This is a genomic window from Cupriavidus sp. 207A1, assembly GCF_057798955.1.
Window position 1 is genome coordinate 191,902 of record NZ_JBYOJO010000010.1, and the last position, 24,553, is coordinate 216,454.

19 protein-coding genes are annotated in these 24,553 nt (G+C 67.8%); 7 read left to right on the forward strand and 12 right to left on the reverse strand.

Annotation, left to right across the window (positions count from 1 at the left end; translation table 11 throughout):
- Positions 1 to 40 precede the first annotated feature (40 nt).
- Positions 41 to 442, forward strand: coding sequence for a hypothetical protein (locus AC3FMM_RS19555; protein WP_115713138.1), 402 nt, complete (start codon positions 41 to 43; stop codon positions 440 to 442).
- Between the two features lie 46 nt (positions 443 to 488).
- Here AC3FMM_RS19555 and AC3FMM_RS19560 read toward each other — a convergent pair whose 3' ends face one another.
- The 7 genes from AC3FMM_RS19560 to AC3FMM_RS19590 all read right to left on the reverse strand — a co-directional run bounded on the left by AC3FMM_RS19560 (position 489) and on the right by AC3FMM_RS19590 (position 11,104).
- Positions 489 to 1,157 carry a BON domain-containing protein gene (locus AC3FMM_RS19560; protein WP_488687318.1) on the reverse strand — a complete coding sequence of 223 codons (669 nt, stop codon included), beginning with the start codon at positions 1,155 to 1,157 and terminating at the stop codon, positions 489 to 491.
- Entirely contained in the window at positions 1,144 to 2,031 is an 888-nt protein-coding gene (locus tag AC3FMM_RS19565) for an endonuclease/exonuclease/phosphatase family protein (RefSeq protein WP_488687319.1), read from the reverse strand. Before AC3FMM_RS19565 ends, AC3FMM_RS19560 begins: the two co-directional genes overlap by 14 nt.
- Before the next feature lie 35 nt (positions 2,032 to 2,066).
- The gene (locus tag AC3FMM_RS19570) at positions 2,067 to 2,435 is read right to left on the reverse strand and encodes an endonuclease (protein WP_115713135.1); all 369 of its coding nucleotides are present in this window, start codon (positions 2,433 to 2,435) and stop codon (positions 2,067 to 2,069) included.
- Between the two features lie 102 nt (positions 2,436 to 2,537).
- Complete coding sequence (gene uvrA, locus AC3FMM_RS19575) at positions 2,538 to 8,399, reverse strand: excinuclease ABC subunit UvrA (RefSeq protein WP_488687320.1); 5,862 nt, start codon at positions 8,397 to 8,399, stop codon at positions 2,538 to 2,540.
- A gap of 624 nt (positions 8,400 to 9,023) precedes the next feature.
- Positions 9,024 to 9,521 carry a DUF2306 domain-containing protein gene (locus AC3FMM_RS19580; RefSeq protein ID WP_488687321.1) on the reverse strand — a complete coding sequence of 166 codons (498 nt, stop codon included), beginning with the start codon at positions 9,519 to 9,521 and terminating at the stop codon, positions 9,024 to 9,026.
- Positions 9,522 to 9,598: 77 nt separating this feature from the next.
- The gene (locus AC3FMM_RS19585) at positions 9,599 to 10,423 is read right to left on the reverse strand and encodes an alpha/beta fold hydrolase (RefSeq protein ID WP_326347514.1); all 825 of its coding nucleotides are present in this window, start codon (positions 10,421 to 10,423) and stop codon (positions 9,599 to 9,601) included.
- 84 nt (positions 10,424 to 10,507) lie between these two features.
- A complete protein-coding gene (locus AC3FMM_RS19590) occupies positions 10,508 to 11,104 on the reverse strand; it encodes a cysteine hydrolase family protein (protein ID WP_488687322.1) in 597 nt (198 codons plus the stop codon).
- 186 nt (positions 11,105 to 11,290) lie between these two features.
- Here AC3FMM_RS19590 and AC3FMM_RS19595 point away from each other — a divergent pair, with 186 nt between their 5' ends.
- Positions 11,291 to 12,232, forward strand: a complete 942-nt coding sequence (locus AC3FMM_RS19595) for an AraC family transcriptional regulator (protein ID WP_115713130.1) — start codon at positions 11,291 to 11,293, stop codon at positions 12,230 to 12,232.
- A gap of 27 nt (positions 12,233 to 12,259) precedes the next feature.
- On the opposite strand, the gene AC3FMM_RS19600 is transcribed toward AC3FMM_RS19595, so the two are convergent.
- The 5 genes from AC3FMM_RS19600 to AC3FMM_RS19620 all read right to left on the reverse strand — a co-directional run bounded on the left by AC3FMM_RS19600 (position 12,260) and on the right by AC3FMM_RS19620 (position 18,333).
- Positions 12,260 to 14,002, reverse strand: a complete 1,743-nt coding sequence (locus AC3FMM_RS19600) for an ABC transporter ATP-binding protein (RefSeq protein WP_414249481.1) — start codon at positions 14,000 to 14,002, stop codon at positions 12,260 to 12,262.
- Between the two features lie 16 nt (positions 14,003 to 14,018).
- The gene (locus AC3FMM_RS19605; RefSeq protein ID WP_115713123.1) at positions 14,019 to 14,567 is read right to left on the reverse strand and encodes a carboxymuconolactone decarboxylase family protein; all 549 of its coding nucleotides are present in this window, start codon (positions 14,565 to 14,567) and stop codon (positions 14,019 to 14,021) included.
- A gap of 46 nt (positions 14,568 to 14,613) precedes the next feature.
- On the reverse strand, positions 14,614 to 15,471 hold the full coding sequence (locus AC3FMM_RS19610) for an ABC transporter permease (RefSeq protein ID WP_116314799.1): 858 nt from the start codon (positions 15,469 to 15,471) through the stop codon (positions 14,614 to 14,616).
- A gap of 105 nt (positions 15,472 to 15,576) precedes the next feature.
- The gene (locus AC3FMM_RS19615) at positions 15,577 to 16,608 is read right to left on the reverse strand and encodes an ABC transporter permease (RefSeq protein WP_488687323.1); all 1,032 of its coding nucleotides are present in this window, start codon (positions 16,606 to 16,608) and stop codon (positions 15,577 to 15,579) included.
- Positions 16,609 to 16,617: 9 nt separating this feature from the next.
- Positions 16,618 to 18,333 (reverse strand): ABC transporter substrate-binding protein, encoded by a 1,716-nt coding sequence (locus tag AC3FMM_RS19620; RefSeq protein WP_473704123.1) that lies wholly within the window; start codon positions 18,331 to 18,333, stop codon positions 16,618 to 16,620.
- Positions 18,334 to 18,585: 252 nt separating this feature from the next.
- Between AC3FMM_RS19620 and msuE the strand changes: the two genes are divergently transcribed.
- The 5 genes from msuE to AC3FMM_RS19645 all read left to right on the forward strand — a co-directional run bounded on the left by msuE (position 18,586) and on the right by AC3FMM_RS19645 (position 24,522).
- Positions 18,586 to 19,149, forward strand: coding sequence for an FMN reductase (gene msuE, locus AC3FMM_RS19625; protein ID WP_488687324.1), 564 nt, complete (start codon positions 18,586 to 18,588; stop codon positions 19,147 to 19,149).
- Positions 19,150 to 19,168: 19 nt separating this feature from the next.
- Entirely contained in the window at positions 19,169 to 20,407 is a 1,239-nt protein-coding gene (locus tag AC3FMM_RS19630; RefSeq protein WP_488687325.1) for an acyl-CoA dehydrogenase family protein, read from the forward strand.
- Positions 20,408 to 20,634: 227 nt separating this feature from the next.
- Entirely contained in the window at positions 20,635 to 21,903 is a 1,269-nt protein-coding gene (locus AC3FMM_RS19635; RefSeq protein WP_488687326.1) for an SfnB family sulfur acquisition oxidoreductase, read from the forward strand.
- 1 nt (position 21,904) lies between these two features.
- The gene (locus AC3FMM_RS19640) at positions 21,905 to 23,155 is read left to right on the forward strand and encodes an SfnB family sulfur acquisition oxidoreductase (protein ID WP_488687327.1); all 1,251 of its coding nucleotides are present in this window, start codon (positions 21,905 to 21,907) and stop codon (positions 23,153 to 23,155) included.
- Positions 23,155 to 24,522, forward strand: a complete 1,368-nt coding sequence (locus tag AC3FMM_RS19645) for an LLM class flavin-dependent oxidoreductase (RefSeq protein WP_488687328.1) — start codon at positions 23,155 to 23,157, stop codon at positions 24,520 to 24,522. The genes AC3FMM_RS19640 and AC3FMM_RS19645 overlap by 1 nt, the downstream gene beginning before the upstream one ends.
- Positions 24,523 to 24,553: the final 31 nt, after the last annotated feature.

A 24,553-nucleotide genomic window follows, 5' to 3' on the forward strand; every position in this document is an offset into this window, starting at 1 on the left:
CCGGCGGCCACCCCTTGCACCCGCCCCAACAGGAGGCATGATGAGCAAGACCGTACGTACCGGCCCCACGCGGCATGCCGGCACCCGCACCGACCGCGTGGGCAGTCCGCTAACGAGTGCCCGGCGCGAAGGCGCGCAAGCCGCCTCGGGCCGCGGCCGTTCGCGCCAGAACACGGCCACTGGTGCGGCGCGCGCCGAAGCCGGCAATATCCCCAGCACGCTGGACCCGGACCTCGCGCAGGAAACCGACGATATCGAGAACGAGCTCGCGCAGCGCGATGAAGACGCGCACAGCCCCGAGGAAGAGGAAACGCCCGAGGAAGAGATCGCCGATGAAGTGGTGCGCGCGGCCGAGGCACTGCCGGCCGACATGCCCGTCGACAAGGCCGACCGCACCGACGAGCGCGAAGAGAACCCGCCGCGCCCGCCGCGGGTGGATTAGCGGGTGGATTAAGAGGGCGGCTCCGGATGCTGCGGAGCCGCCCTGGTCATTCGGACGCCAGGATGCCGTAGGGCCGCACGCGGATGTGGTTGATCACGTCCTGCACGCCGAATACTCGCTCGGCAATCTCTTCGATGTCGTACTTGCTGCGGCGATCGCCGACGTGGCCCTCCAGCGTCACCAGGCCGTCCTGCACCCGCACCGTGACTTCGCTGACATCCAGCTCCTGCGCATGCGCGAGCCGGTCGCAGACTTCATCATGGATGCGGTCGTCCCCGCGGCGGTAGTTCTTCGGGCCGCCGCGGCGGTCGCCGCGGTACGCCGGCACGTCCCAGTCATCGGTGCCGTAAGGCGCGCCGGCTGGCCCGCCATACCAGTCGCGCCGGCCTTCCCAGCGCTGCGCGCCATACGGTACGCGACGGCGCGACCATTCGTCTTCATAGCGAGCCTCGTCCCAGGGTTCGCTCCAGGGTTCGGCGGGGCGCCCCCGGCGCCATGATTCAAGCTCCCGGCCCTGCCAGCCTTCCTCTTCGGCCTCGAACGGGCGGGTGTCGTCGCGCGGCAGCCGCTCGGCGGTATTGCCATAGCGGCCCGCGGTCAGGTTGCGCTGCCGGCGGTTGCGCGCCTGCGCGGGAATGCCGCTATAACCCTGGTCGTTGCTGCCGTACTGGTGATCGGGGCGCCTGCGCAGGTATTCATCGTCACGGTGTTTCATTGAAATCCTCCTTCGCATGCGCAGTGGTACGCCGCGCATTCCATCCGCCTTCCGGCACCTCGAAACAGGCCACCAGCGGCAGGTGGTCCGATGCCGCGCGCGCCAGCGGCGAGCGGTGGCTGGCCACCGACACCAGGTGCGCGCGCGGCGACACCCAGATGCGATCCAGCGCAAACACCGGCAGCCGCGATGGAAAGGTCGCCGTGTGCGGAGTGTGTTCGAAATACGCGTGCAGCCAGCGCAGCGGCCGGCCCCACAAGAACCACTCGTTGACGTCGCCCAGCAGGATGGTCGGCAACGGCGGCGCCGCGGCGACGTAGTTCAGCAACTGCTGCACCTGGTGGCGACGCTCGCCCGGGCGCAGGCCCAGATGGGTCGCGATCACGCGCAGCGGATTGGCACAGCCGGAGGCGGTGCAGGAGACGGTGGCGTCGATGGCACCGCGCGGCTCGCAGCCCTTGACGGTCAGGTCGATCTGGTTCACTGCCTCGGGGGCGAAGCGCGTCAGCAGCGCATTGCCGTAGTCCGCGCTGCCGCGCACCCGCGTAAAGCCCGACACCACGTGCATGCCTGTGTGTCCGGCCAGGTATTCCAGCGTATGGTCGTTGCTGCTGCCCGATTCCACTTCCTGCAGCGCAACGATATCGGCGTCGAGTTCCGCCAGCACGGCTGCGATCCGATCGGGGCGATAGCGGCGATCGGTGCCGACCGCGCGGTGGATGTTGTAGCTGACCACCGTCATCTGGGCCAGGCCGGCTGCGCGCGTCGGCGGACAATGCAACGCCGCCGAAGCCCCGGCCTGCGCCGGGGTATCGCCGGGCTCACGCGCGTGGGCAGGATTTACAAGGGACGGTAAGTCCGGTTGCATTCGCATGGCCGGTCTCGGTGAGCGGTTGCAAGGCCCGATCCTCAGGCCCCGTCGAGGAACTGGTTAGGCCTGCCGATGCGGCGGCCCAGGTCAGGGCTTTCCCAGCGAGCCCCTTCCATATACGGGTCCGGCGTGCGTTGCATGGTGGTACCAGGCATGCCAGGCTGCGCCGGCATGGTCGACGGCTGCGCCTCCGGCGCGGTGGCCGCAGGTGCCGTCGGGGCCAGGTCAGTACGCGTCGGCGCGTTGGCCCCCTGCGTATATGGGTCGAATTTGTCGGTGCTGCGCGCGCCCTGCGAATATGGGTCGTAGGAGCCGCGCGGCGTACCCGGCGTCTGTGCCATGGCGGGGATGGCGGCCGCCGCCACGGCGAGGGCGGCAAGGAGTCGGCTGGTGCGGAAATGCTTCATGGTTACCTCCGTTAGGGCGCGATGTGCGCGCCAGTAACCATGGGCAAGCGAAAGGCGTGCCCGTACCGCCTTTCGCTTCGCCGCGCGCCTGGCCCCGCGGCCTCAGGCGATGCCCACCTTGCCTGCGGCGGCGTTGCCCCGCGCCAGCACCGGCACCAGTGCCGCACCCGTATGGCTGGCGCGGTTGCGCGACAGCGCTTCGGGATCGGCCGCGCCGACGATGGTGCCGCCGCCCGCGCCGCCCTCGGGGCCGAGATCGATGATCCAGTCGGCCTCTGCAATCACGTCGAGATCGTGCTCGATCACCACCACGCTGTGGCCGCCGTCGGCGAGCCGGTGCAGCACGCGGATCAGCCGCGCCACGTCGGCCATGTGCAGGCCCACGGTGGGTTCGTCGAGCACATACAGCGTGTGCGGTGGCTTCTGCCCGCGCCGGGTGATGTCGTCGCGCACCTTGCTCAGTTCGGTCACCAGCTTGATGCGCTGGGCCTCGCCGCCGGACAGCGTCGGCGACGGCTGGCCCAGCGTCAGGTAGCCCAGGCCCACATCCTTCATCAGCTGCAGCGGATGGGCGATGTTCGACATGGCCGAAAAGAACTCCACCGCCTCGTCGATCTCCATGGTCAGCACTTCGCCGATATTCTTGCCGCGCCAGGTCACGGCCAGGGTCTCGGGGTTGAAGCGCTGGCCGTGGCAGACATCGCACGGCACCTTCACGTCCGGCAGGAAGCTCATGCCGATGGTGCGCACGCCCTGCCCTTCGCACGCCGGGCAGCGCCCGTCGCCGGTGTTGAACGAGAAGCGCGAGGCGGTGTAGCCGCGTGCGCGCGCTTCCAGCGTATCGGCGAACAGCCGGCGGATGGTGTCCCACACGCCGATATAGGTCGCCGGGCAGGAGCGCGGGGTCTTGCCGATCGGAGTCTGGTCCACTTCCAGCACGCGGTCGATGGTTTCCCAGCCGGTAATCGCTTCGCAGCCGTGCCAGTTGTGCTGGACGTCGAGCGGCTTCCTGGCACTGCCCTTGCCCGCGCCGTTCTCATCCTTGGCCGCGTTGCGCGCGCGCCGCGTCGCCGGCGACGACAGCACCGAGCGGCCCACCGCATCGAGCAGGTTGGTCATCAGCACATCGCGCGCCAGCGTCGACTTGCCCGAGCCGGACACGCCCGTGATCGCCACCAGCCGCGACAGCGGCAGGCGCGCGGTCACATTGCGCAGGTTGTGCAGCGACGCGCCGTGCACCGTCAGCCATTGCGGCGGATCCGCGGGCTTGCCCGCTGCGCCGGGCCTGACCTTGCGCCGCGGCTGCAGCGGATGGACGATCGGGTTGGCCAGGAACTGGCCGGTGGTGGACGCCGTTGCCGCGGCCAGCTCGGCCACGCCGCCCTGCGCCACCAGCGTGCCGCCGCGCTTGCCCGCGCCCGGGCCGATGTCGATGATATGGTCGGCGCGACGGATGGTGTCTTCGTCATGCTCCACCACCACCAGCGTGTTGCCCTTGTCGCCCAGCTTGCGCAGCGCGTCCAGCAGGATCTGGTTGTCGCGCGGATGCAGGCCGATGGTCGGCTCGTCCAGCACGTAGCACACGCCCTGCAGGTTGCTGCCGAGTTGCGCCGCCAGGCGGATGCGCTGCGCCTCGCCGCCGGACAGGCTGGGCGCGGCACGGTCCAGGCTCAGGTAGCCCAGCCCCACTTCTTCCAGGAACTGCAGGCGGCTGCCGATCTCGCTGACCACGTCGCGCGCGATCTCGGCATCGCGTCCGGACAGGCGCAGCCCGTCGACCCAGCGGCGGGTCTCCGACACGGTCCACTGCGCCACCTCGACAATCGCGTTGTCGTCGAAGGTCACCGCGCGCGCCACCGGGTTCAGGCGGGTGCCGTGGCAGTCCGGGCACGGCGTGTCGACCACGCCTTCGGGTTCCTGCTCTTCCGACGGCAGGCTCTGTTCGCGGCCGCGGTTGTCGTCGGCCAGCACGGTGTCGTCGAAGGCCGCGCGCTGCTCGCGCGTCAGCGCCAGCCCGGTGCCGACGCAGGTGCCGCACCAGCCGTGCTTGCTGTTGTACGAGAACATGCGCGGGTCCAGTTCCGGATAGCTGGTGCCGCATTGCGGGCAGGCACGCTTGGTCGAGAACACCTTGACCTCGCCGACATGCGCGGTACCGCCGTTGTGCATGGCATGGTCCAGTCCGTCCAGCGGCGCCAGCAGGTGCATCACGCCCTTGCCGGCCTCCAGCGCCTGCGCCAGCAGCGCGCGCAGCCCGGCCTCGTTGTCGGCCGACACCACCAGGTCGCCGACGGGCAGCTCGATGGTGTGCTCGCGGAAGCGGTCCAGCCGCGGCCACGGGTCCACCGGCAGGAATTCGCCGTCGACGCGCAGGTGCGTGTTGCCGCGCGCCTTGGCCCATTTGGCCAGGTCCGTGTAGACCCCCTTGCGGTTCACCACCAGCGGCGCCAGCAGCCCCACGTGCTGGCCGCGATGGTCGCGCAGCAGTTGTGCGGCGATCGATTCCGGGCTCTGCGAGGTTACCGGCGCGCCGTCGTGCACGCAGTGCTGGATGCCCAGCTTGACGTACAGCAGGCGCAGGAAGTGCCAGACCTCGGAGGTGGTCGCCACCGTGCTCTTGCGGCCGCCGCGCGACAGCCGCTGCTCGATCGCCACCGTCGGCGGGATGCCGTAGACCGCATCCACTTCGGGCCGGCCGGCGGGCTGCACGATCGAACGGGCATAGGCATTGAGCGATTCCAGGTAGCGGCGCTGGCCCTCGTGGAACAGGATGTCGAACGCCAGCGTCGACTTGCCGGAACCCGACACGCCGGTGACCACGTTGAACTTGCCGTGCGGGATGTCGACGTTCAGCGCCTTCAGGTTGTGCTCGTGCGCATTGACGATGCGCACCACGTCCTCGCCCTCCACCTCGCGGCGCGCGCGCCGCGCCTGCAGCGCGGCCTGCAGCGGCACGCCTTCCGCCTCGGCGCGTTCGGCCGCCAGCGTGCCGGCTTCACCGAGGGCCGCGTCATAGTGGATCAGCGCCTGGCCGGTATGCGACCCGGCGCAGCGCTTCACGTCCTCGGGCGTGCCTGTGCAGACCACGCGCCCGCCCGCGTCGCCCCCCTCGGGGCCGAGGTCGATCAGCCAGTCCGCGGCACGGATCACGTCCAGGTTGTGCTCGATCACGATCAGCGAATGACCGCCGTCGAGCAGCTTGCCGAAGGCCTGCATCAGCTTGGCAATGTCGTCGAAATGCAAGCCCGTGGTGGGCTCGTCGAACATGAACAGCCGGCGCGGCAGGTTGCTGGCCCGCGTGCGCGACGGCGTCGACTGCGCGGCTTCCGCAAGGAAGCCGGCCAGCTTCAGACGCTGCGCCTCGCCGCCCGACAGCGTCGGCACCGGCTGGCCCAGCTTCATGTATTCCAGCCCGACATCGACGATGGGCTGCAGCACGCGCAGCACCGCCGCATCGCCGGCAAAGCAGGCCGCGGCCTCGCTGACGGTCAGTTCCAGCACATCCGCGATGCTGAGCAGGCGTGGCGGCTGGCCGGGCGCGGCGCGCTCGATCTTTACTTCGAGCACTTCGGCACGGTAGCGGGTGCCGTCGCAGTCCGGGCAGCGCAGGTAGACGTCGCTGAGGAACTGCATCTCGACGTGCTCGAAGCCGGAGCCGCCGCAGGTGGGGCAGCGCCCGTCACCGGAGTTGAAGCTGAAGGTACCCGCGGTATAGCTGCGCTGCAGGGCCAGCGGCGCCCTGGCGAAGAGCTTGCGGATCTCGTCGAAAGCGCCGACATAGCTGGCCGGGTTGGAGCGCGCGGTCTTGCCGATCGGCGACTGGTCGACGAAGACCACGTCGTCGACCAGGTCCGCGCCGGTCAGCTGGCGGAACGCGCCCGGCGACTCGGTGGCCTTGCCGAAGTGCCGCGCCATGGCGGGATACAGCACATCCTGCAGCAGCGTGGACTTGCCCGAGCCGGACACGCCGGTCACGCATACCAGCCGCTGCAGCGGGATTTCCACCGTGACATCCTGCAGGTTGTGCTCGGTCGCGCCCTCCAGCACGATGCGCGGCAGCTTGCCGTCGACCGGCCGGCGCTGCCAGTGCGAGGCATCGGCCACGCGCCGGCGCCCGCCCAGGTAGTCGCCGGTCAGCGTGCCGGCCTGGCGGATATCCGCCGGGGTGCCGTCGAAGATGATGTTGCCGCCGCGCTCGCCAGGGCCGGGGCCCATGTCGATCAGGCGGTCGGCGGCCAGCATCACCGACGGATCATGCTCGACCACCATCAGCGTATTGCCCGCGTCGCGCAGCCGGTGCATGGCCTCGACGATGCGGTTCAGGTCGCGCGGGTGCAGGCCGATGCTGGGTTCGTCCAGCACGAACAGCGTGTTGACCAGCGACGTGCCCAGCGCCGTGGTCAGGTTGATGCGCTGCACCTCGCCGCCGGACAGCGTGCGGCTCTGGCGGTCCAGCGTCAGGTAGCCCAGGCCCACGTCGCACAGGTACTTCAGGCGCGTGCGCACCTCGGCCAGCAGCAGCTTGAGCGCATCGTCCAGCATCGCGCTGGGCAGCGACAGCTCGTCGAAGAAGCGGCGGATCCGCTCGATCGGCAGCAGCATCAGGTCATGCACGGTCAGGCCCGGCAGCGCCTCGAGCCGGGTGCGGTCCCAGTCCACGCCGCGCGGCAGGAAGCGGCGCTGCGGCGCCAGCACGGCGTCGGCATTGTCCTTCGAGCCCAGGCGCCACAGCAGCGACTCGGTCTTCAGGCGCGCGCCGCCGCAGGTCTCGCACGGCGTGTAGCTGCGGTACTTGGACAGCAGCACGCGGATGTGCATCTTGTAGGCCTTCGACTCGAGGTAGTTGAAGAACCGCATCACGCCGTACCACTGCTTGTTCCACTGCCCGTTCCAGTCCGGCGAGCCGTGGACGACCCAATCGCGCTCGGCCTCGGTCAGCTCCGCCCAGGGCGTGTCGCGCGGGATGCCTGCCTTGCCGGCATAGCGCATCAGGTCGTCCTGGCATTCCTTCCAGGCCGGCGTCTGCATCGGCTTGATCGCGCCGCCGCGCAGCGTCTTGCGCGCATCGGGAATCACCAGGCCCAGGTCGACCCCGATCACGCGGCCGAAGCCGCGGCAGGTTTCGCAGGCGCCGTAGGCCGAGTTGAAGGAAAACAGCGCGGGCTGCGGGTCGGCATAGCGCAGGTCGCTGTCGGGGCTGTGCAGGCCGGTGGAATAGCGCCACACCGGGCCGTCGTCGCCGTCGGTCAGCACGTAGATGTTGACGCGCCCGCCGCCCCGCCGGAGCGAGGCCTCGATGGCCTCGACCACGCGCACTTTCTCGGCATTGCCGATGCGGAAGCGGTCCGCGACCACGTCGAGCAGCTTGCGCGCGCCGGTCGGCGACGGCACCACGCGCTGCGCCTGCACGCGGGTATAGCCGCTGACCGACAGCCACTGCTGGACTTCCTCGTCGGTGGCCGATTCCGGCAGTTCCACCGGGAAGGTCACCACCAGCCGTGCGTCGTGGTGCGGCTGGCCCGCGGCCGTGCGCGCGACCAGATCGGCATAGATGGTTTCTGGCGAGTCATGGCGCACCGGCTGCGCGGTCTGCTTGTCGAACAGCTCGGCCGCGCGCGCGTACAGCAGCTTCAGGTGGTCGTTCAGCTCGGTCATCGTGCCGACCGTAGACCGCGAGCTGCGCACCGGGTTGGTCTGGTCGATGGCGATGGCCGGCGGCACGCCGTCGACGCGTTCGACCTGGGGCCGGTCCATCCGGTCCAGGAACTGGCGGGCGTAGGCGCTGAAGGTCTCGACGTAGCGGCGCTGGCCTTCGGCATAGAGCGTGTCGAACACCAGGCTGGACTTGCCGGAGCCCGACGGCCCCGTCACCACGGTCATCTCGCCGGGACGCAGGTCGAGATCGACATCCTTGAGGTTGTGCTGGCGGGCGCCGCGAATGCGGATTAGCTGCTTGCTCGACACGATTTCTCTTTCGGATCAGGATGTTAAGGGAATGGCGGGAGTCACCCGGACCACTGTACATCCATACAGTCTATCAGGTTGGAAAGGAATTCGTATCGATTGCCCAAATCGGCGGGTGCAGGCAACGGAATTAGCCGGACTACGCGCGCTTTGGCTGGACTGGATAACCGGAATTTGCTGGACTGGAGTGGACGCTGGGTTCATGCGTCGGGTAGGCGGCTGTCGGCGATTGCACCTCAACGGACGGCAAGGTGTTGCACTTCCGCCGCGCGAGCGGCTTCGTCCGATCGGCCGCTACGGCCGACCTGACACAGACAGTTGACCTCTGGTCAGCCATGGTCGACGACCGTTGCGGAAGAAGGTCGCCCGGCGCAGCGTTCATCTGTCGCCGTCGCGAAAGGTCCTGGCGAGAAAATCGTGGATGTAGTCGAAAATAAGTTCGGGGTGTTGGTGCTGTGCGTGCCCCGTTTCGGAGAAGAAGATGAATTGTGCTTGTCGCATCTTCCCGATCAAAGGAAACCAGTTCTGCCCGGCGGTGCATCTCCTGGAAAGTTGGTGGCTATCTCACCACCGGATCATTGGGAGTGGCCTGAGCGGGTGCAGGACGGCGTGCCGGCAAGGGATTCAGGGGGTGACCGTCAGTCGTTGGGAGCGGCGGATACGCATCGCCTGGACCGTCGCGCCACTCAGGTAGACGAGGAAGCCGATGCCAACCAGCGCCTTCAGTGTCGGATCTTCCGGACCGCTGAAGGCCGGATTGCCGATCGGGATGCGCGTGCCGGTCTCCGTCAATCCTGGGATCAGATGGAAGAACAGCGTAAGCGAGTAGCCCAGTACGGCCAGGTAGCGTGCTACACCCCCTTCCCTATGTCGCTCGCAGGCACCGGCAATGGCGAGCACTGCCAACGTCAGGATTGCCAGTGCATGGGGCGGCCCGAATCCGCCATGGCGGAAAATAAAGAGCCCGGTGAATGCCGTCGCTGCCGTCAGCCATATATAGAGCCGGCCGGATCGCGTCCGCATCCCGATCTCGCCGTGCTTGAACAACGCCACCAGACCACACGCCACTGCCACCAGGGCAATCGCGGTGTGGAAGACGCCGAACGGACTGAGGTTGAGCATGATGGCACTCCGGGTTCGCCTGCTTAAACGCCGTGGAGGATCCGTATCGGCAGCACGTCTGCGCGAGCGGGGAATGATCAGGAGCGAACGAAAGCCAGCAGGTCCGCGTTAATCGTCTCGGCATGCGTGGTAGGCATGCCATGTGGGAACCCCTTGTAGGTCTTCAGGATGCCATTGCGCAACAGCTTTGCCGAAAGGGGGGCGGAATCGGCATAGGGCACAATCTGGTCGTCGTCGCCATGCATTACCAGCGTCGGCACGGTGATCTTCTTCAGGTCCTCCGTGAAATCGGTCTGTGAAAAGGCGACGATGCCGTCGTAGTGCGCCTTGGCGCTACCCTGCATGCCCTGGCGCCACCAGTTTCCAACCACCCCTTCGTCTGCCTTGATGCCGGGCCGGTTGAAGCCATAGAAGGGACCAGCAGGGATATCGCGGTAGAACTGTGCCCGGTTGTTTGCAACCTGCGCCTGGAACCCGTCGAAGACTTCCTTTGGCAATCCGCCCGGATTGGCCTGCGTCTTCACCATCAACGGCGGCACAGCGGCGATCAGGACTGCCTTCGCCACGCGGCTCTCGCCGTGTCGCGCCAGATAGCGCACGACTTCACCGCCGCCGGTGGAATGGCCAATGTGGATGGCGTTTTTCAGCTCCAGATGGGCAGTCAGCACTGCCAGATCGTCGGCATAGTGATCCATGTCGTGGCCGCTGGCGATCTGCGTGGACCGGCCGTGGCCACGCCGGTCATGCGCAATGACACGGAATCCATGGTTCAGGAAAAACATCATCTGCGCGTCCCAGTCGTCCGCGCTCAGCGGCCATCCGTGGGAAAAGACGATGGGCTGGCCACTGCCCCAGTCCTTGTAAAAAATGTCGACACCATCCTTCGTCCTGACGGTTTGCATGGTATTCCCTCCTGGTTGGTTGCCCCTGCTCGCCGGGGCGGTCGCGTTGGTGGCGGCGTCTGCAAGCCGCGATTTCAGGATTGCTTACCGTTGCCCACCGCCCGCGTCGCCCAGCGCCGAACACAACTCCGCGGTCGTGAGGATGGCGTGGGCGAACGTTGGTCCGTTGATCTCGTGCGCGGCATGCATGGCCTCCGCCGAGAACGCTGCGGTGGCATCGCGCACCAGCGTCACGTGATAGCCGAGTTCCGCCGCAAAGCGTCCCGTCGTCTCGATGCAGGTATTGGCCAGCATCCCGACCAGAATGACCTTCTGGATACCGTGCTGCTTAAGTTGCAGGTCAAGGTCGGTGTTGGCAAAGCCGCTGCCGCCCCAATGTTCGTGAACGATGATGTCTCCGGGAAGCGGCTCGAAATCCGGATGCCACTGGCCTCCCCAGCTGCCCTCGGCAAAAACCTGCGCACGGCTGGCGCCCAACTGGTACGGACTGGGATGCCTCCACGTTGAGAAGTCACCAGGCCTCGCGCGATGATGTGGCACGTAGAACACCTGAAGGCCCGCTGCGCGTACGATGGCTAGCGTCCTTTTCAGGTTGGCCAGGGTACCGACCTGGTCGGCGACCGGCTTTGCCCGGCCGTTGAGCTTGCCGCCCTCACTGAGGAAATCGTTGTAGGGATCCACAAGCAGCAATCCTGTGGAAGCCGCGGGATACGTCCCTGGTTGGCTTGATTCCGTCATGGCCTCCCCTTCGCTTCCATTTGCCGCTAATCATTTCTTGAAACCCTGGTCTCCGGCTACGTAAAATCGGCAAATGTCGCCTGGACTTGCATGGCAACCCGCTGTGAACGGCCGCCCGAGGAGCGATCCATGACGAAGCTGGTCTGCCCGGAGTTCGACGAATTCGAGGCGGCGCTTTACGGCGTCCAGGGAAGGTATGTCTTGCGGTCCCGGCCGCAGCGCGACTGGCAGCTCAAGGTGATCGACCTCGATGGCGTGGCGATCATGATGGGCCGGGAGGGCGCCTCCACGGCCTATTCGGGTGTCGGCATGCCCGACTACTTCAATATCTTCGTGCCGTTGAGTGCACAGCAATGCACCATTGTCGATGGCCGTGCCTTCGACGCGCGCACGGTCGGCTGGATGGCGCCCGACCAGATGTTCCACATCGTTGCGGAGCGGGCGGCAAGCTGGCTGACGGTGGCAATATCGGCGCCATTGGTCCTGCACTGGGTCCACACGCACGTCGACGAGTTCAACGCCACGCTGCTCTCCAGCAATCTGGTCTGCACCGGTCGAAACGGCGTGCCGCAACTGCTGGCAACGATTTGGCGCGTCTTGCGCGTCGAGCGCGACGACCCCGACCAATTGCGCCATCCGGCCGCCACGCTCACGGCTCGCGCCGAGCTGGTCAACCTCGTGTTTCGCGCCGTGCTGACGGTCGACGATGGCGCGACCCATCTCCGGCTCAAGCCCCGTCATCGGCAGATCCTGAGCAGGGCGCTGGGCTACCTCAAGTGCGTGGGGGAAACCACGGTCCTTGTGGAAGACCTCTGCGCGGCTGCCGATGCATCCGAACGCACGGTTCGCAACGTGTTTCATCGATACCTGGGCATGGGACCGCATCGCTACCTGGCGCTCTACCGCATGCATGCGATTCGCGCAGCCCTATGCAATGCGATGCCGGGCGATACGGTATCCGCGATCTGCGGACGATTTGGTGTCTGGGACTTTGGCCGGTTCGCCGCGCTCTATCGCGCCCACTTTGGAGTTCTCCCGTCGCAGACGCTTCGACAGCGCCTGCGTGGATGAGGAGAAAACCAAAACCAATAAGACCGGCTATCCAAATACGCCGGACGCATGCGTTTCTGCATGCTGCGAAAGTGGCGCATGGCCCTGCGCAGGCAGTGCCCGTGGCACGGCAGCCAGGAGTTGCCGCGTGTATGGATGCGCGGGCCGGTTCCAGATTTCGTCACGGTCGCCGCTCTCGACCAGCCGGCCTTCGCGCATGACCAGGATGCGGTCGGCGATATAGCGCACGACGCCAAGGTCATGCGAAATGAACAGGCATGACAGCCCGTACTCCGCCTGCAGGTCGGCGAGCAGGTTCAGCACTTGCGCCTGCACCGAAACGTCGAGCGCCGACACCGGTTCATCGCAGACGAGCAGGCGCGGCCTGACGATCAGTGCGCGGGCGATGCCGATGCGCTGGCGCTGGCCGCCGGAAAACTCGTGCGGATAGCGGTGCAGCGCCGCGGCGGGCAAGCCCACGCGGTCTATCATCGCCGCCGCGCGTGCGCGCCGTTCCTGCCGGTCGCGCACGCCGTGTATCCGCAGCGCGCCTTCCAGCACCTCGGCGACGGTCTTGCGTGGGTTGAGCGAGCTGTACGGGTCCTGGAACACCAGTTGCATGGCGCCGCGCCACGGGCGCATCCGCCGGCGGTTGACGGGCGCGATGTCCGTGCCATCAAAGACGATGCGCCCCGCGTCATGGTCCGCGAGGCGCAGCACGGCCCGCGCGAGCGTGGATTTGCCGCAGCCGGATTCGCCAACCAGGCCCACGGTCTCCCCCGCAGCTATGGAAAACGAAACGCCCTGCACGGCAACCGTAGCGTGCGCGCCGGACCGGTGGGTCACGTGGAGATCCTCGACCTCAAGCAGGGTCGGTGCCGACGCCGTGGCGTGGCCGCCAGCCGGACGCAGCGCCGGACGTTCGAGCCGGAATGCCGCCGGCGTGCCGTCGGCGCGACGATCCACGCGGATCTCGGGCAGGCGGACCTGCCGATAGTGCGGCACCACGCCGTCCGCGGCGCTCAGCGACGCGCCGAGCAGCCCGCGCGTGTAAGCATGTGCAGGCTCGCGGAACAGGGCGCGGGCAGGCTGCTCCTCCACCTTGATGCCGTCGTGCATGACCGCGACGCGATCGGCCCAGCGCGCCACCACGCCAAGGTCGTGCGTGATCAGAAGCATCGCCATGCGCAGCTCGCGCCGCAGCGTGTCCAGCAACTCCAGTATCTGGGCTTGCACGGTGACATCGAGCGCGGTAGTCGGCTCATCGGCCACCAGCAGCTTCGGTGTGCACGCGATCGCCATGGCAATCATCACGCGCTGGCGCTGTCCGCCTGACAACTGGTGCGGATAGGCATGGAAGCGCCGCTGCGGTTCGGGAATGCGTACCTGGTCAAGCAATTCGACTGCCCGCGCATGGGCCGCCTGCACGGACAGCGCCGTATGCAGCCGCAGCGTTTCGACTACCTGTGCCCCGACGCTCAGCACCGGGTTGAGCGAGGTCATCGGCTCCTGGAAGATCATCGACACGGCGTTGCCACGCAGCGCGGTCATGTCGCGCTCGCGCAGCGTCAGCAGGTCGCGCCCTTCCAGCAGCACGCGCCCGCTCACCTGCGCGGTCGCCGGCAGCAGCCGCAGCAACCCCAGCGCGGTCGTGGATTTGCCGCAGCCCGATTCGCCCACGAGCGCGACGGTCTCGCCGGCGCCGACATCGAGGCTCAGGCCCGAGACCGCGGGCCGCGCGCCGCCGGGATAGCGGATGGAAAGATCCTGCAAGGAAAGCAACGGCGTCATGATGCCTCTGGGCCAATCAGGTGGCGTGGATTTCGGCGGCCAGCAGTTCGGGCTCGACCTGGATCTCCAGCGCTTCATTGAAGCGCGCGAAGAATGCGCACAGCGCCGCGCGCAGTGTCAGCTCCACGACCTGCGCTTCGGTGAAATGCTCGCGCAGCCGCGCAACCACCGTGTCGGTGACGCGCTGCGTCGTGACTTGCACGGTGTAGTCGCGCACCAGGCGCTCGACGGCGTCCAGCCCGGGCACGTCGGGCTCCAGGATCCGCTCTACCGTTTCGGGCGCCACGCCCAGCGCTTCCAGCCTCGGCACGTGATGGCTGATGCAGTAGTGGCACGCGTTCAGCCGCGATGCCGTGACCAGCACGATCTCCAGATGCCGGCGCGTAATCAGGGCGTCGCGCGCGGAATCCAGCAGCAGGCCGAACAGGTGCGCTACCGCGGGCGGCCGGTGGCCGAGCACGCGCAGCATGTTGCCGAACGCGCCATACTCGCGCTCCACGCGTTCGAACGTGGTGCGGGCCTCGCCCTGCAGGGCGTCGGGATCGATGTCGTGAATGCGTGCCAAGACGCTCTCCTGTGAAATCGGTTGGGAATGGTGACGGCGAAGGCCTTCAGCGGCCCTCGCGCGGATCGAAGGCGATGGCCAGCCCGTCGCCGAGCAGGTTCAGCGCGAGCACGGTCAGCACGATTGCCAGGCCGGGCAATGCGCATACGTACCAGTCCGTACGCAGCACCTCGCGGCCCGCGCCGACCATGTTTCCCCAGCTCGCGACGTTGGGATCGGCCAGGCCGAGGAACGCCAGGCTCGATTCGGTCAGGATGGCCGTGGCCACCATCAGCGACGCCGACACCAGCACGGGCGTGAGCGTGTTGGGCAGGATGTCCTCGATGATGATGCGCGCGTGGCTGGCGCCCACCGCTTCGCTCGCCAGCACCATGTCGCCGTGGCGCAGGCGCAGCACCTCGGCGCGCACCAGCCGCCCGAGCGCGGGCCACGAGGTGATGCCGATCGCGAGCGCGATCTTCCACACCGAAGGCTGCACCACCGCCACGATGGCCAGCGCGAACAGGAACGACGGGATCGTCAGGAAAAATGTCGTCAGCGTGCCGAACAAGCGGTCGGCGCGGCCACCGTAGTAGCCGGCCGTCACGCCGCCCGCGACGCCAAGCACCACGGCCAGCGCCGTCGAGACACCCGCGATCAGCAGCGAGGCGCGCGCGCCATGAAACAGGCCCGCGAGGATGTCGCGGCCCAGCATGTCGGAGCCGAGCGGGAACGCGGCATCGCGCCCCGGCCACAGCAGCGGTTCTGCCGCCATTTCGAGCGGGTCGCCGGGGAATACCCAGCCTGCCGACAGCGCGGCAGCCAGGACCACGGCCAGCAGCGCCAGGCCCGCCACGGCGCTGGGCGACGACAGCAACCGGCGCAGGCGCCGCCGGTCCGCGGATGGCAGCAGGGGCACCGTAATGTCAGCCGCTGCGCCGTGCGCATCGGACAGGCCCGGCTGCAGCGGCGCCGGAAGGGAGGAAGAAGGCAAAGACAAGCGAATACTCCTGCAAACGCCGGGGCCGCGTCAGGCCAGCCGGATGCGCGGGTCCACCCGCGCGTAGACAGCGTCGACGACCCAGTTGACCAGCACCACCACCACGGCGCTGCACAGCAGGATGCCGAGCAGCAGGTTGTAGTCGCGCTGGTACAGCGCCTCGAACGCCATCCGGCCGAGTCCGGGCCACGAGAACACCGTCTCCACGAGCACCGCGCCGCCGATCACGGAACTGGCCTGCACGCCGACCATGGTCACCAGCGGCAGCAGCGCATTGCGCAGGACATGAAGCGTCAGCACGCGGCCGGCGGGCGCGCCCTTGGCCACGGCCGTGCGCACGAAATCCTGCCGCCGCACCTCGATCATGCTGGCGCGCATCAGCCGCACATACACGGCCATATAGAACAGGCCCAGTGTGGCGGCCGGCAACACCAGGTGCCGCGCCACGTCAGCCGCATACGCCCGGCCCGTGAGCCCGGCTTCCACGGTGAACATGCCGCCCACCGGCAGCCAGTCGAGGCGGACCGAGAACACCAGAACCAGCATCAGGCCGACCCAGAACAGCGGGGTGGCAAAGCACAGCAGCGCCACGGAGGAGACCAGCGTGTCGAGCGCGCGTCCGGCGCGCGCCGCCGCCAGCACGCCAAGGCCCGCGCCGATCACCACCGCGAACGCGATGCTCGCGCTCATCAGCAGCAGCGTGGCAGGCAGGCGCTGCAGGATCACGTCCAGCACCGGCATGCCCTGCCGGAATGAATAGCCGAGGTCGAACTGCGCCAGGTGCCACAGATACTTGCCGAGCTGTACCCACAAGGGCTGGTCAAGCCCGAACTGCGCGCGCAGCGCCGCCAGGTACTCCGGCGTGGCGGCACCCGCCTCCCCGGCCAGCACCTGCGCGGCGTCGCCGGGCGCGAGCCGCAGCAGGAAGAAATTGACCACGGCCATGCCGGCGACGACGCCGGCCAGTTGCAGCAGCCGGCGCCAGGCCGTCCGCCACGGCACGCGTGCCAGCCATGCCGGCTTGCGCCCAGGCGTGTCGTGCGGGGTCGTCGGCATGGTCATCGCCCGTCGTCAGCGCGCGGCCTGCGCCGCAGCGGCAGCGGGCGTGGTGGCCGTGGCCACGGCCGTGCCCGCCGGCGCCAGCCAGGCGCGCTTGAGCGAGGCATAGACCTGGTCCACGCCGCTGACCGTATCGCGCAGGTTCGACGACTGCACCGTGAAGAAGCGCAGCTCGAGCAGCGGGATCGACGGCAGGTCGGTCTGCACCACGGACTGGAACTTGCGGAACAGCTCGACGCGTTCGGCCTGGCTTGGCGAGCCCTGCGCCTGGTCGATCAGCCGGTTCGCTTCGTCGCCGCGATAGCCCGAGCCGTTCGACCACGGGATATTCTTGCCGACCGTGTCGCTACGATAGGCGCGCGTCACGCCAACCAGCGGATCGGCAAAGCCCGCGAACCAGACCACCGCGAGGTCGAAGTCGCGATCGCCGTAGACACGCCTGGTATAGGTGGGTGTGTCCTGCGTGCGCACGGTCACGTCGACACCCACGCGCTTGAGCGCCTGCTTGATGTACTCCGCGCTGCGCTTGTAGTCGTCGCCATACGGCAGGTAGTCGATCTGGATCTTCAGGCGGTTGCCGTCAGCACCGCGCTTCAGGCCGGCAGCGTCGAGCAGGGCTTCGGCCCTGGCCGGGTCATACGGATACTTCGGCACGCTGGGGTTGAAGAACTGCCCCAGCGTCGAGACCACCGGGCTCACCGCGGGCTTGCCAAAGCCGAACCACACCACCTTGTTCAGCGTGTTCAGGTCGATCGCATGGGCCAGTGCCTGGCGCACGCGCACGTCCTTGAAGTACGGACGGTCAATGTTGACATCCATGAACAGCCACGGCGACAGCCATTCGTAGCCGCGCGTCTCCAGTTTCAGCGAAGGCAGTTGCGACAGGCGCTGCGCATCCTTCAGCGGCACCGGGTTGAACGGCGCGTACTGGACTTCGCCCTTCTCCAGCGCCGCGGCGCGCGCGCTGGCATCGGGGATCACCTTGAAGACGATCTTGTCGAGGTACGGCTTGCCCTTGTCCCAGTAGTCGGGGTTGCGCTCGAGCACGATGTAGTTGCCCTTGCTCCATTCCTTGAAGACAAAAGGCCCCGTTCCCACCGGCTTGTTGTTGTACGGGTTGTTGAGGATGTCCGTGCCTTCGTACAGGTGCTTGGGCAAGACCTGCGCGCCGTTGCTGTTCAGCGAGCTGAGCACCGCCAGCGACGGCTCGGAGAAATGCAGTACGACGGTCAGCGCATCGGGCGTATCGACGCGCGTGACCTTGCCGAACAGGATCTGGTTGCGCGGATGCAGCTTCTTCCACACGTTCTCGAGCGTCCACTTCACGTCGGCCGACGTGAACGGCTTGCCGTCATGCCACTTCACGTTCGGCCGCAGGTGGAACGTGAGCGTCTTCGAGTCCTTCGAGATGTCCCAGCGCTGCGCCAGCGCCGGCTTGAGCTTGAAGTCGTTGTCATACTCGATCAGGCCATCGAAGACGTTCGCGCTGAAGAAGCCGGTCGGCGCGGCTGAATTGAGCGCCGAAGTCAGGATCACCGGCTCGGGCTGGATGATGGTCGTGAGCGTGCCGCCGGCCCGCGGCGCTTCCGCGGCCTGTGCTGGCGCAGCGGCGTTGGCCGGTGCCGCCAGCAGGCCGCCCAGCAGCGGCAGCGACAGCACGACGGGCGCCAGGAACGCGAACGGCCGGAATAGTTGCGAGGGCCGCGATGGCCGGAACGGGTTCTTCATGATGGTGTTGGCCGGCAAGATGGGCCGATGTCTGCAAGGGTGACCAACTATAGAGACGCCCCTGTCCGCCCGGAACGAACGATTGCGCATGCCCTTATGCGCACGGATCGCCTATGGATAGAACGAACGCGTCGTTCGCACGGCGGCCGCGCAGCAGTATCGTCTTGGCACCCTCCAGGCTGCGCAGCAGGAAGACCATACCGTTGCAGCCCTCGACAACACCAACGCCATCACGCTCTCCGAAAGCCAAACATGTCCAAGCCCCTGAAGATCGTTGCCGTCAACGGCAGTACCCAGCAACCCTCGCGCACGCTTGCGCTGGTCGAGGCACTGATTGCCGAGCTCGACGCGCGACTGCATGTCGACGCTCATGTCATCAACCTGGCGGATATTGCGCGCCCGCTCGGCGGCGCGCTGTGGCGCACGGAACTGCCAACCGCGATGGAAGCGCAACTGCAGGCAATCGAATCGGCCGACCTGGTCATCGCCGCGTCGCCGGTCTATCGCGGCGCGTATCCGGGCCACTTCAAGCACCTGTTCGACCTGATCGGCCAGGAAGCGCTCGCCGACAAGCCCGTGCTGCTCGCCGCCACTGGCGGCAGCGACCGCCATGCACTGGTGCTCGAGCACCAGTTACGGCCGCTGTTCGGCTTCCTGCAGGCACTGACGCTGCCTATTGGCGTTTATGCAACGCCTTCGGATTTCGAGAACTACACGGTGCAAAGCCCCGCGCTGCGCGAGCGTATCCGGCTCGCGGCCGACCGCGCCGCGCCGTTGTTCGCGGCGCACCGCCGGGTTGCATTGAAGGCCGCGTGAGCGCTGAATCATTCGCCCCATGCCACACCCTCTTCCTGCTTCACCTTCCGCCCACGCGGCACCGGCGTTCTCATCGCTCGCCGAGCGCTTTCGGCCGGTGTTCGCACAGATCGCGGCCGGCGCACTCGAACGCGAACGCACGCGCACACTGGCCCACGACGCGGTTGCACTGCTGCGCGACGCCGGCTTCGGTGCATTGCGCGTGCCGCGCGAGCATGGCGGCCCGGGTGCTTCCGCGTCGCAGCTGTATGCGCTGCTGATCGAGCTGGGCGCGGCCGACTCCAACCTGCCGCAGATCCTGCGCGCGCACTTCGGCTTTATCGAACGGCTGCATGCCGAAATCGCGCCGTCACGGCGCGCGCCGTGGCTCCGGCTCGCGGCGCAGGGCGCCATCTTCGGCAACGCCGCGATGGAGCGCGGCGACGGCCAGCTGGGCCGGTACCGCACCACGCTCGCGCCGGACGGCACCGGAGGCTGGCGCCTCGACGGAGAGAAGTACTACAGCACCGGCACGTTGTATGCGGACTGGATCGCCGTGTCGGCCACCCGCACCGATGACGGCAGCCCGGCCTATGTGCTGGTACGGGCCGATGCGGCAGGCGTCGACCGGCTCGACGACTGGCATGGCTTCGGCCAACGCCTGAGCGCATCGGGCACGACGCGTTTCCTGGACGTTGCCGTACCCGACGAGCACGTGCTGTCGTTCTCGCGCACGGACCCGACCACGGTCACGGCGTGCTTCCAGCTCGTACACCTGGCCACGCTTGCCGGCATCGCGCGCGCCATCGAGCGCGACGCTGCCGCGTTCGTGCGGCGGCGCAAACGCGTGTACAGCAATGGCAGCGCGGCGACGGCGGCGGAAGATCCGCTCGTGCAGCAGGTGGTCGGACAGTTGTCGGGCGTCGCCTTCGTGACCCAGGCAACGGTCAGTGCGGTTGCCGCGAAGCTTGACGAGATCGATGCGCTGCGCCAGCGCGGCGAGGCAGTGCCGGATGCCATGCTGCAGGACGTCGAACTCGATGCGTCGCGCGCCCAGGTCGGCATGCTCGACCTGGTCCTCGGCGCGGCCGGCCGGCTGTTCGACGTCGGCGGGGCCTCCGCGCTCGACGCCTCGCACCAGCTCGACCGCCACTGGCGCAACGCACGCACACTGGCCTCGCACAACCCGGCCATCTACAAGGCACGAATCGTCGGCGACCATGCGATCAACGGCACGGCGCCGACGTATTACTGGTCGGTCGGTACGCGGGCTGCCTGACAAAGCGCGCGCCCAATTTTTGCTCCCTCCCGCTTGGCGCAGAGGGGGGCAAACATTGGTGGGTTCTACGCCATCAACCACCTCACCGTCACCGCAGCCACGCTTCTAAGCATCCTCGGAAATATTCGTGGGAAAGCCGTGGACGCGCATGCTCCAATCAATCGTCAGCCCTTTTCGATGCGAGACACCACCGCCATGCCCGGTGCAACGCATCCTCACGACCTGTCATGACCGATCTCTCCGATATCTACGCAGCCAGGCAGCCCGCCGCTGCCGGGCGTGAACCCGCCCTGCCCGATCCCGCAAGCGTGCGGCGCATCCGCGATGACGCAGAAGCCATCGACGCGGCACGCGCGCTCGCCGAGACATTCCGTGCGGGCGCTTCGGTGCGCGATCGTGAACGCATCCTGCCGTGGGATGAACTCGAGCGCTGGTCCGAAAGCGGACTGGGAGCCATCACCGTGCCCAAAGCCTACGGCGGCGCCGGCGTCTCCCATGCAACGCTGGCCGATGTATTTGCGATCCTCAGCGCCGCCGATGCATCGCTGGGCCAGATCCCGCAGAACCATTTCGGCCTGCTTGGCGTGCTGCGCGAAGCGGGAACCGAGGCCCAGAAGCGCCGCTTCTACGCCGAGGTGCTGGCGGGGCAACGCCTCGGCAACGCCGGGCCCGAGCGGCGCTCCGCTGATAGCCAGACCATCCTCGACGGCACCACGCGCCTGCGTCGCACGGCGCATGGGCTGCGCCTGAGCGGCACACGCTTTTACTCCACCGGCGCGCTGTTCGCGCACCGCGTGCCAACGCGTGCCCTCGACGATGAGGGCCGCGCGGTCCAGGTCTGGGTGCCGCGCCATGCCGCCGGCCTGACCGTGGTCGACGACTGGTCGTCGTTCGGCCAGCGCACGACGGCGAGCGGCACGGTGGTGTTCGACCACGTCGCAGTTGCCGGGGACGACGTGATCCCCGTGTGGCAACTGGCTGACCGGCCCGGCCTCTACGGCGCGAACTCGCAACTGATCCAGGCCGCGATCGATCTCGGCATCGCACAGGCCGCGTTCGACGATGCCATCGGGTTCGTGCGCCAGCACGCGCGTCCGTGGATCGATGCAGGCGTCGCGCGAGCGAGCGAGGATCCGCACCTGATCGGCGACGTTGGCCGCCTGGCGATCGAACTCGACGCCGCGCGCGAAGTGCTGCGCGAAGCCGCCCTGACGCTCGATGCCATCGCGGAGCAGCCGGTCACCGAGGCAAGCAGCGCACAGGCTTCGGTCGCCGTGGCCGAGGCCAAGGTGCTGACCACCGAAGCGGCGCTGCAGGCCAGCGAGAAGCTGTTCGAACTGGCCGGCTCTTCCGCCACCCGCGCCGGGCACAACCTCGACCGCCACTGGCGCAATGCGCGCACGCACACGCTGCACGATCCGGTGCGCTGGAAGCTGCATCTGATCGGCAACTACTACCTGAACAACGCGCTGCCCAAGCGGCACTCCTGGAACTGATATGTCGTTGCTCTTCAATCCGCCGCCCGCCGATGGACGGGCGCAGCCAGCGCCCGCGCCTGCCGTGGTTCCGCATCTTGTCCGCGACGACGCCGAAGCGATCGCCATCGCGCGGCGGCTCGCCGCCCACTTTGCGCCCGGAGCGGCCCGGCGCGACCGCGAACGGCGCCTGCCCTGGGATGAACTGGAAACCTTCAGCGCCAGCGGCCTGTGGGGCATCACCGTGCCGCGCGAATACGGTGGCGCGGGCGTGTCCAACACCACGCTGGCGGAGGTCATCGCCATCATCGCCGCAGCGGATGGCTCGCTCGGGCAGATTCCGCAGAACCACTTCTATGCGCTGGAGGTGCTGCGTGTTGGCGGCACGCCGGCGCAGCGGGCATTCTTCTATGCGCGCGCACTGGCCGGCGAGCGCTTCGGCAACGCGCTGGCGGAGATCGGCCACAAGGACTTCCGCCGCCGCACGCGGCTGACGCCTGACGGCGATGGCTTTCGCATCGACGGCAAGAAGTTCTATTGCACCGGCGCGCTGTATGCGCACTGGATTCCCACGCTCGTGGTGGCTGAGGGAGCCGGACGCGAAGTCACGTGGCTCGCATTCGTGCCGCGCACGGCCGACGGTGTCGGCATCACGGATGACTGGGACGGCTTTGGCCAGCGCGTCACCGGCAGCGGCTCGGTGACGTTCGAGAACGTCCGCGTCGAGGCCGACTGGGTGGTGCCGTTCCTCGCCTCGTTCGAGCGGCCCACGACCATCGGTCCCTTTGCCCAGTTGCTGCATGCGGCGATCGACCTCGGCATCGGCCGCGGCGCGCTGGCAGCCACGCTGCCGTTCCTGCGCGAGCACGCACGGCCGTGGATCGATGCCGGCGTGGCACGCGCGGCGGACGACCCGCTGACGCTGCACCAGCTTGGCGAGGTCCAGGTACGGCTGCGCGCCGCCGAAGCACTGGTGCGCCGCGCCGGCCGTGCCACCGATGCCGCGCAGCGGCTGCCCGGCGAGCAAACCGTCGCGCAGGCGTCGCTGGCCGTTGCTGCTGCGCGTGCGCTGACGACGACCGCCTCGCTGCTTGCCGGCACGCGGCTGTTCGAGCTGGGCGGCACCTCCGCCACGCTCGACAACCAGGGTCTGGACCGCTTCTGGCGCAACGCGCGCACGCATACGTTGCACGATCCGGTTCGCTGGAAATACCACGCGGTCGGCAACTTCCATCTCAATGACAAGCTGCCGCCGCGGCATGGAGCGATCTGATGGCGAACCAAGGACCGCGCAAGCAGATCCTGCTCAACGCGTTCAACATGAACTGCGTGGGGCATATCAACCACGGGCTGTGGACGCACCCGCGCGACCGCTCGGCCGAGTACAACACGCTGGAATACTGGGTGGACCAGGCGCGCACGCTCGAACGCGGCCTGTTCGACGGATTGTTCATCGCCGACATCGTCGGCGTCTATGACGTGTACCGTGGCAACGTCGATGTCACGCTGCAGGAATCGATCCAGCTTCCGGTCAACGACCCGCTGCTCCTCGTCCCCGCCATGGCCGCGGCCACCAGGCACCTCGGCTTCGGGGTCACGGTGAACCTGAGCTATGAGCAGCCGTACCTGCTGGCGCGCCGGTTTTCCACGCTGGACCATCTGACGCGGGGACGTGTCGGCTGGAACATCGTGACCGGCTACCTCGACAGCGCGGCGCGCGCCATGGGCCTCGAAGGACAGCTCGCCCACGACGAGCGCTACGACCGCGCCGACGAGTTTCTCGACGTGCTCTACAAGCTCTGGGAAGGCAGCTGGCAGAACGACGCCGTGCTGCGCGACAAGGCCGCGCGCGTGTTCGCCGATCCATCGAAGGTGCGCAAGGTCAGCCACAGCGGGCGCTACTACAAGGTGGACGGCTATCACTTGTCGGAACCCTCGCCGCAGCGCACGCCTGTGCTGTTCCAGGCCGGCAGTTCGAGCCGTGGCCAGCGCTTTGCCGCGCGCCATGCCGAATGCGTATTCATTTCCCCGCCGAGCAAGGAAGCGGCGCGCAAGACGGTGTCTGCGCTGCGCGAGCAGCTCGTGGCAGCCGGACGCCGTCCGGACGACGTCAAGGTCTTCATGGGCGCAGCCGTGGTCACGGGCCGCACCGAGGCCGAGGCGCGCGCCAGGCATGCCGAGTATCGCGACTATGCGAGCCGCGAGGCCGGACTCGCCCATTTCGCGGCCAGCACCGGCGTGGACTTCGCGCGCTACGGGCTCGACGACCCCGTGAACTATGAAGGCGGCAACGCCATCGAATCGGCGACAAAGACCGCCGCCCAGCATGGCTGGACGCGCCGCAGGCTGCTGGACCTGTTCGAGCTGGGCGGACGCTACCCGGCCATCGTCGGCGACCCGTCGCAGGTGGCCGACACGCTCGCCGGATGGGTCGACGAGACCGGCATCGATGGCTTCAACCTGAGCCGCACCGTGGTGCCGGAGAGCTACGAGGACTTCGTCGACCTCGTCGTCCCCGCACTGCAGGAGCGCGGCCGCTACAAGACCGCGTATGCCGACGGCACGCTGCGGCACAAGCTGTTCGCCGAAGGCGACCGGCTGCCGGCGCGCCACGCGGCCGACGCGTTCCGTCACGCATGACGCATCCCTCCCTTGTCCGCATTCACCACTG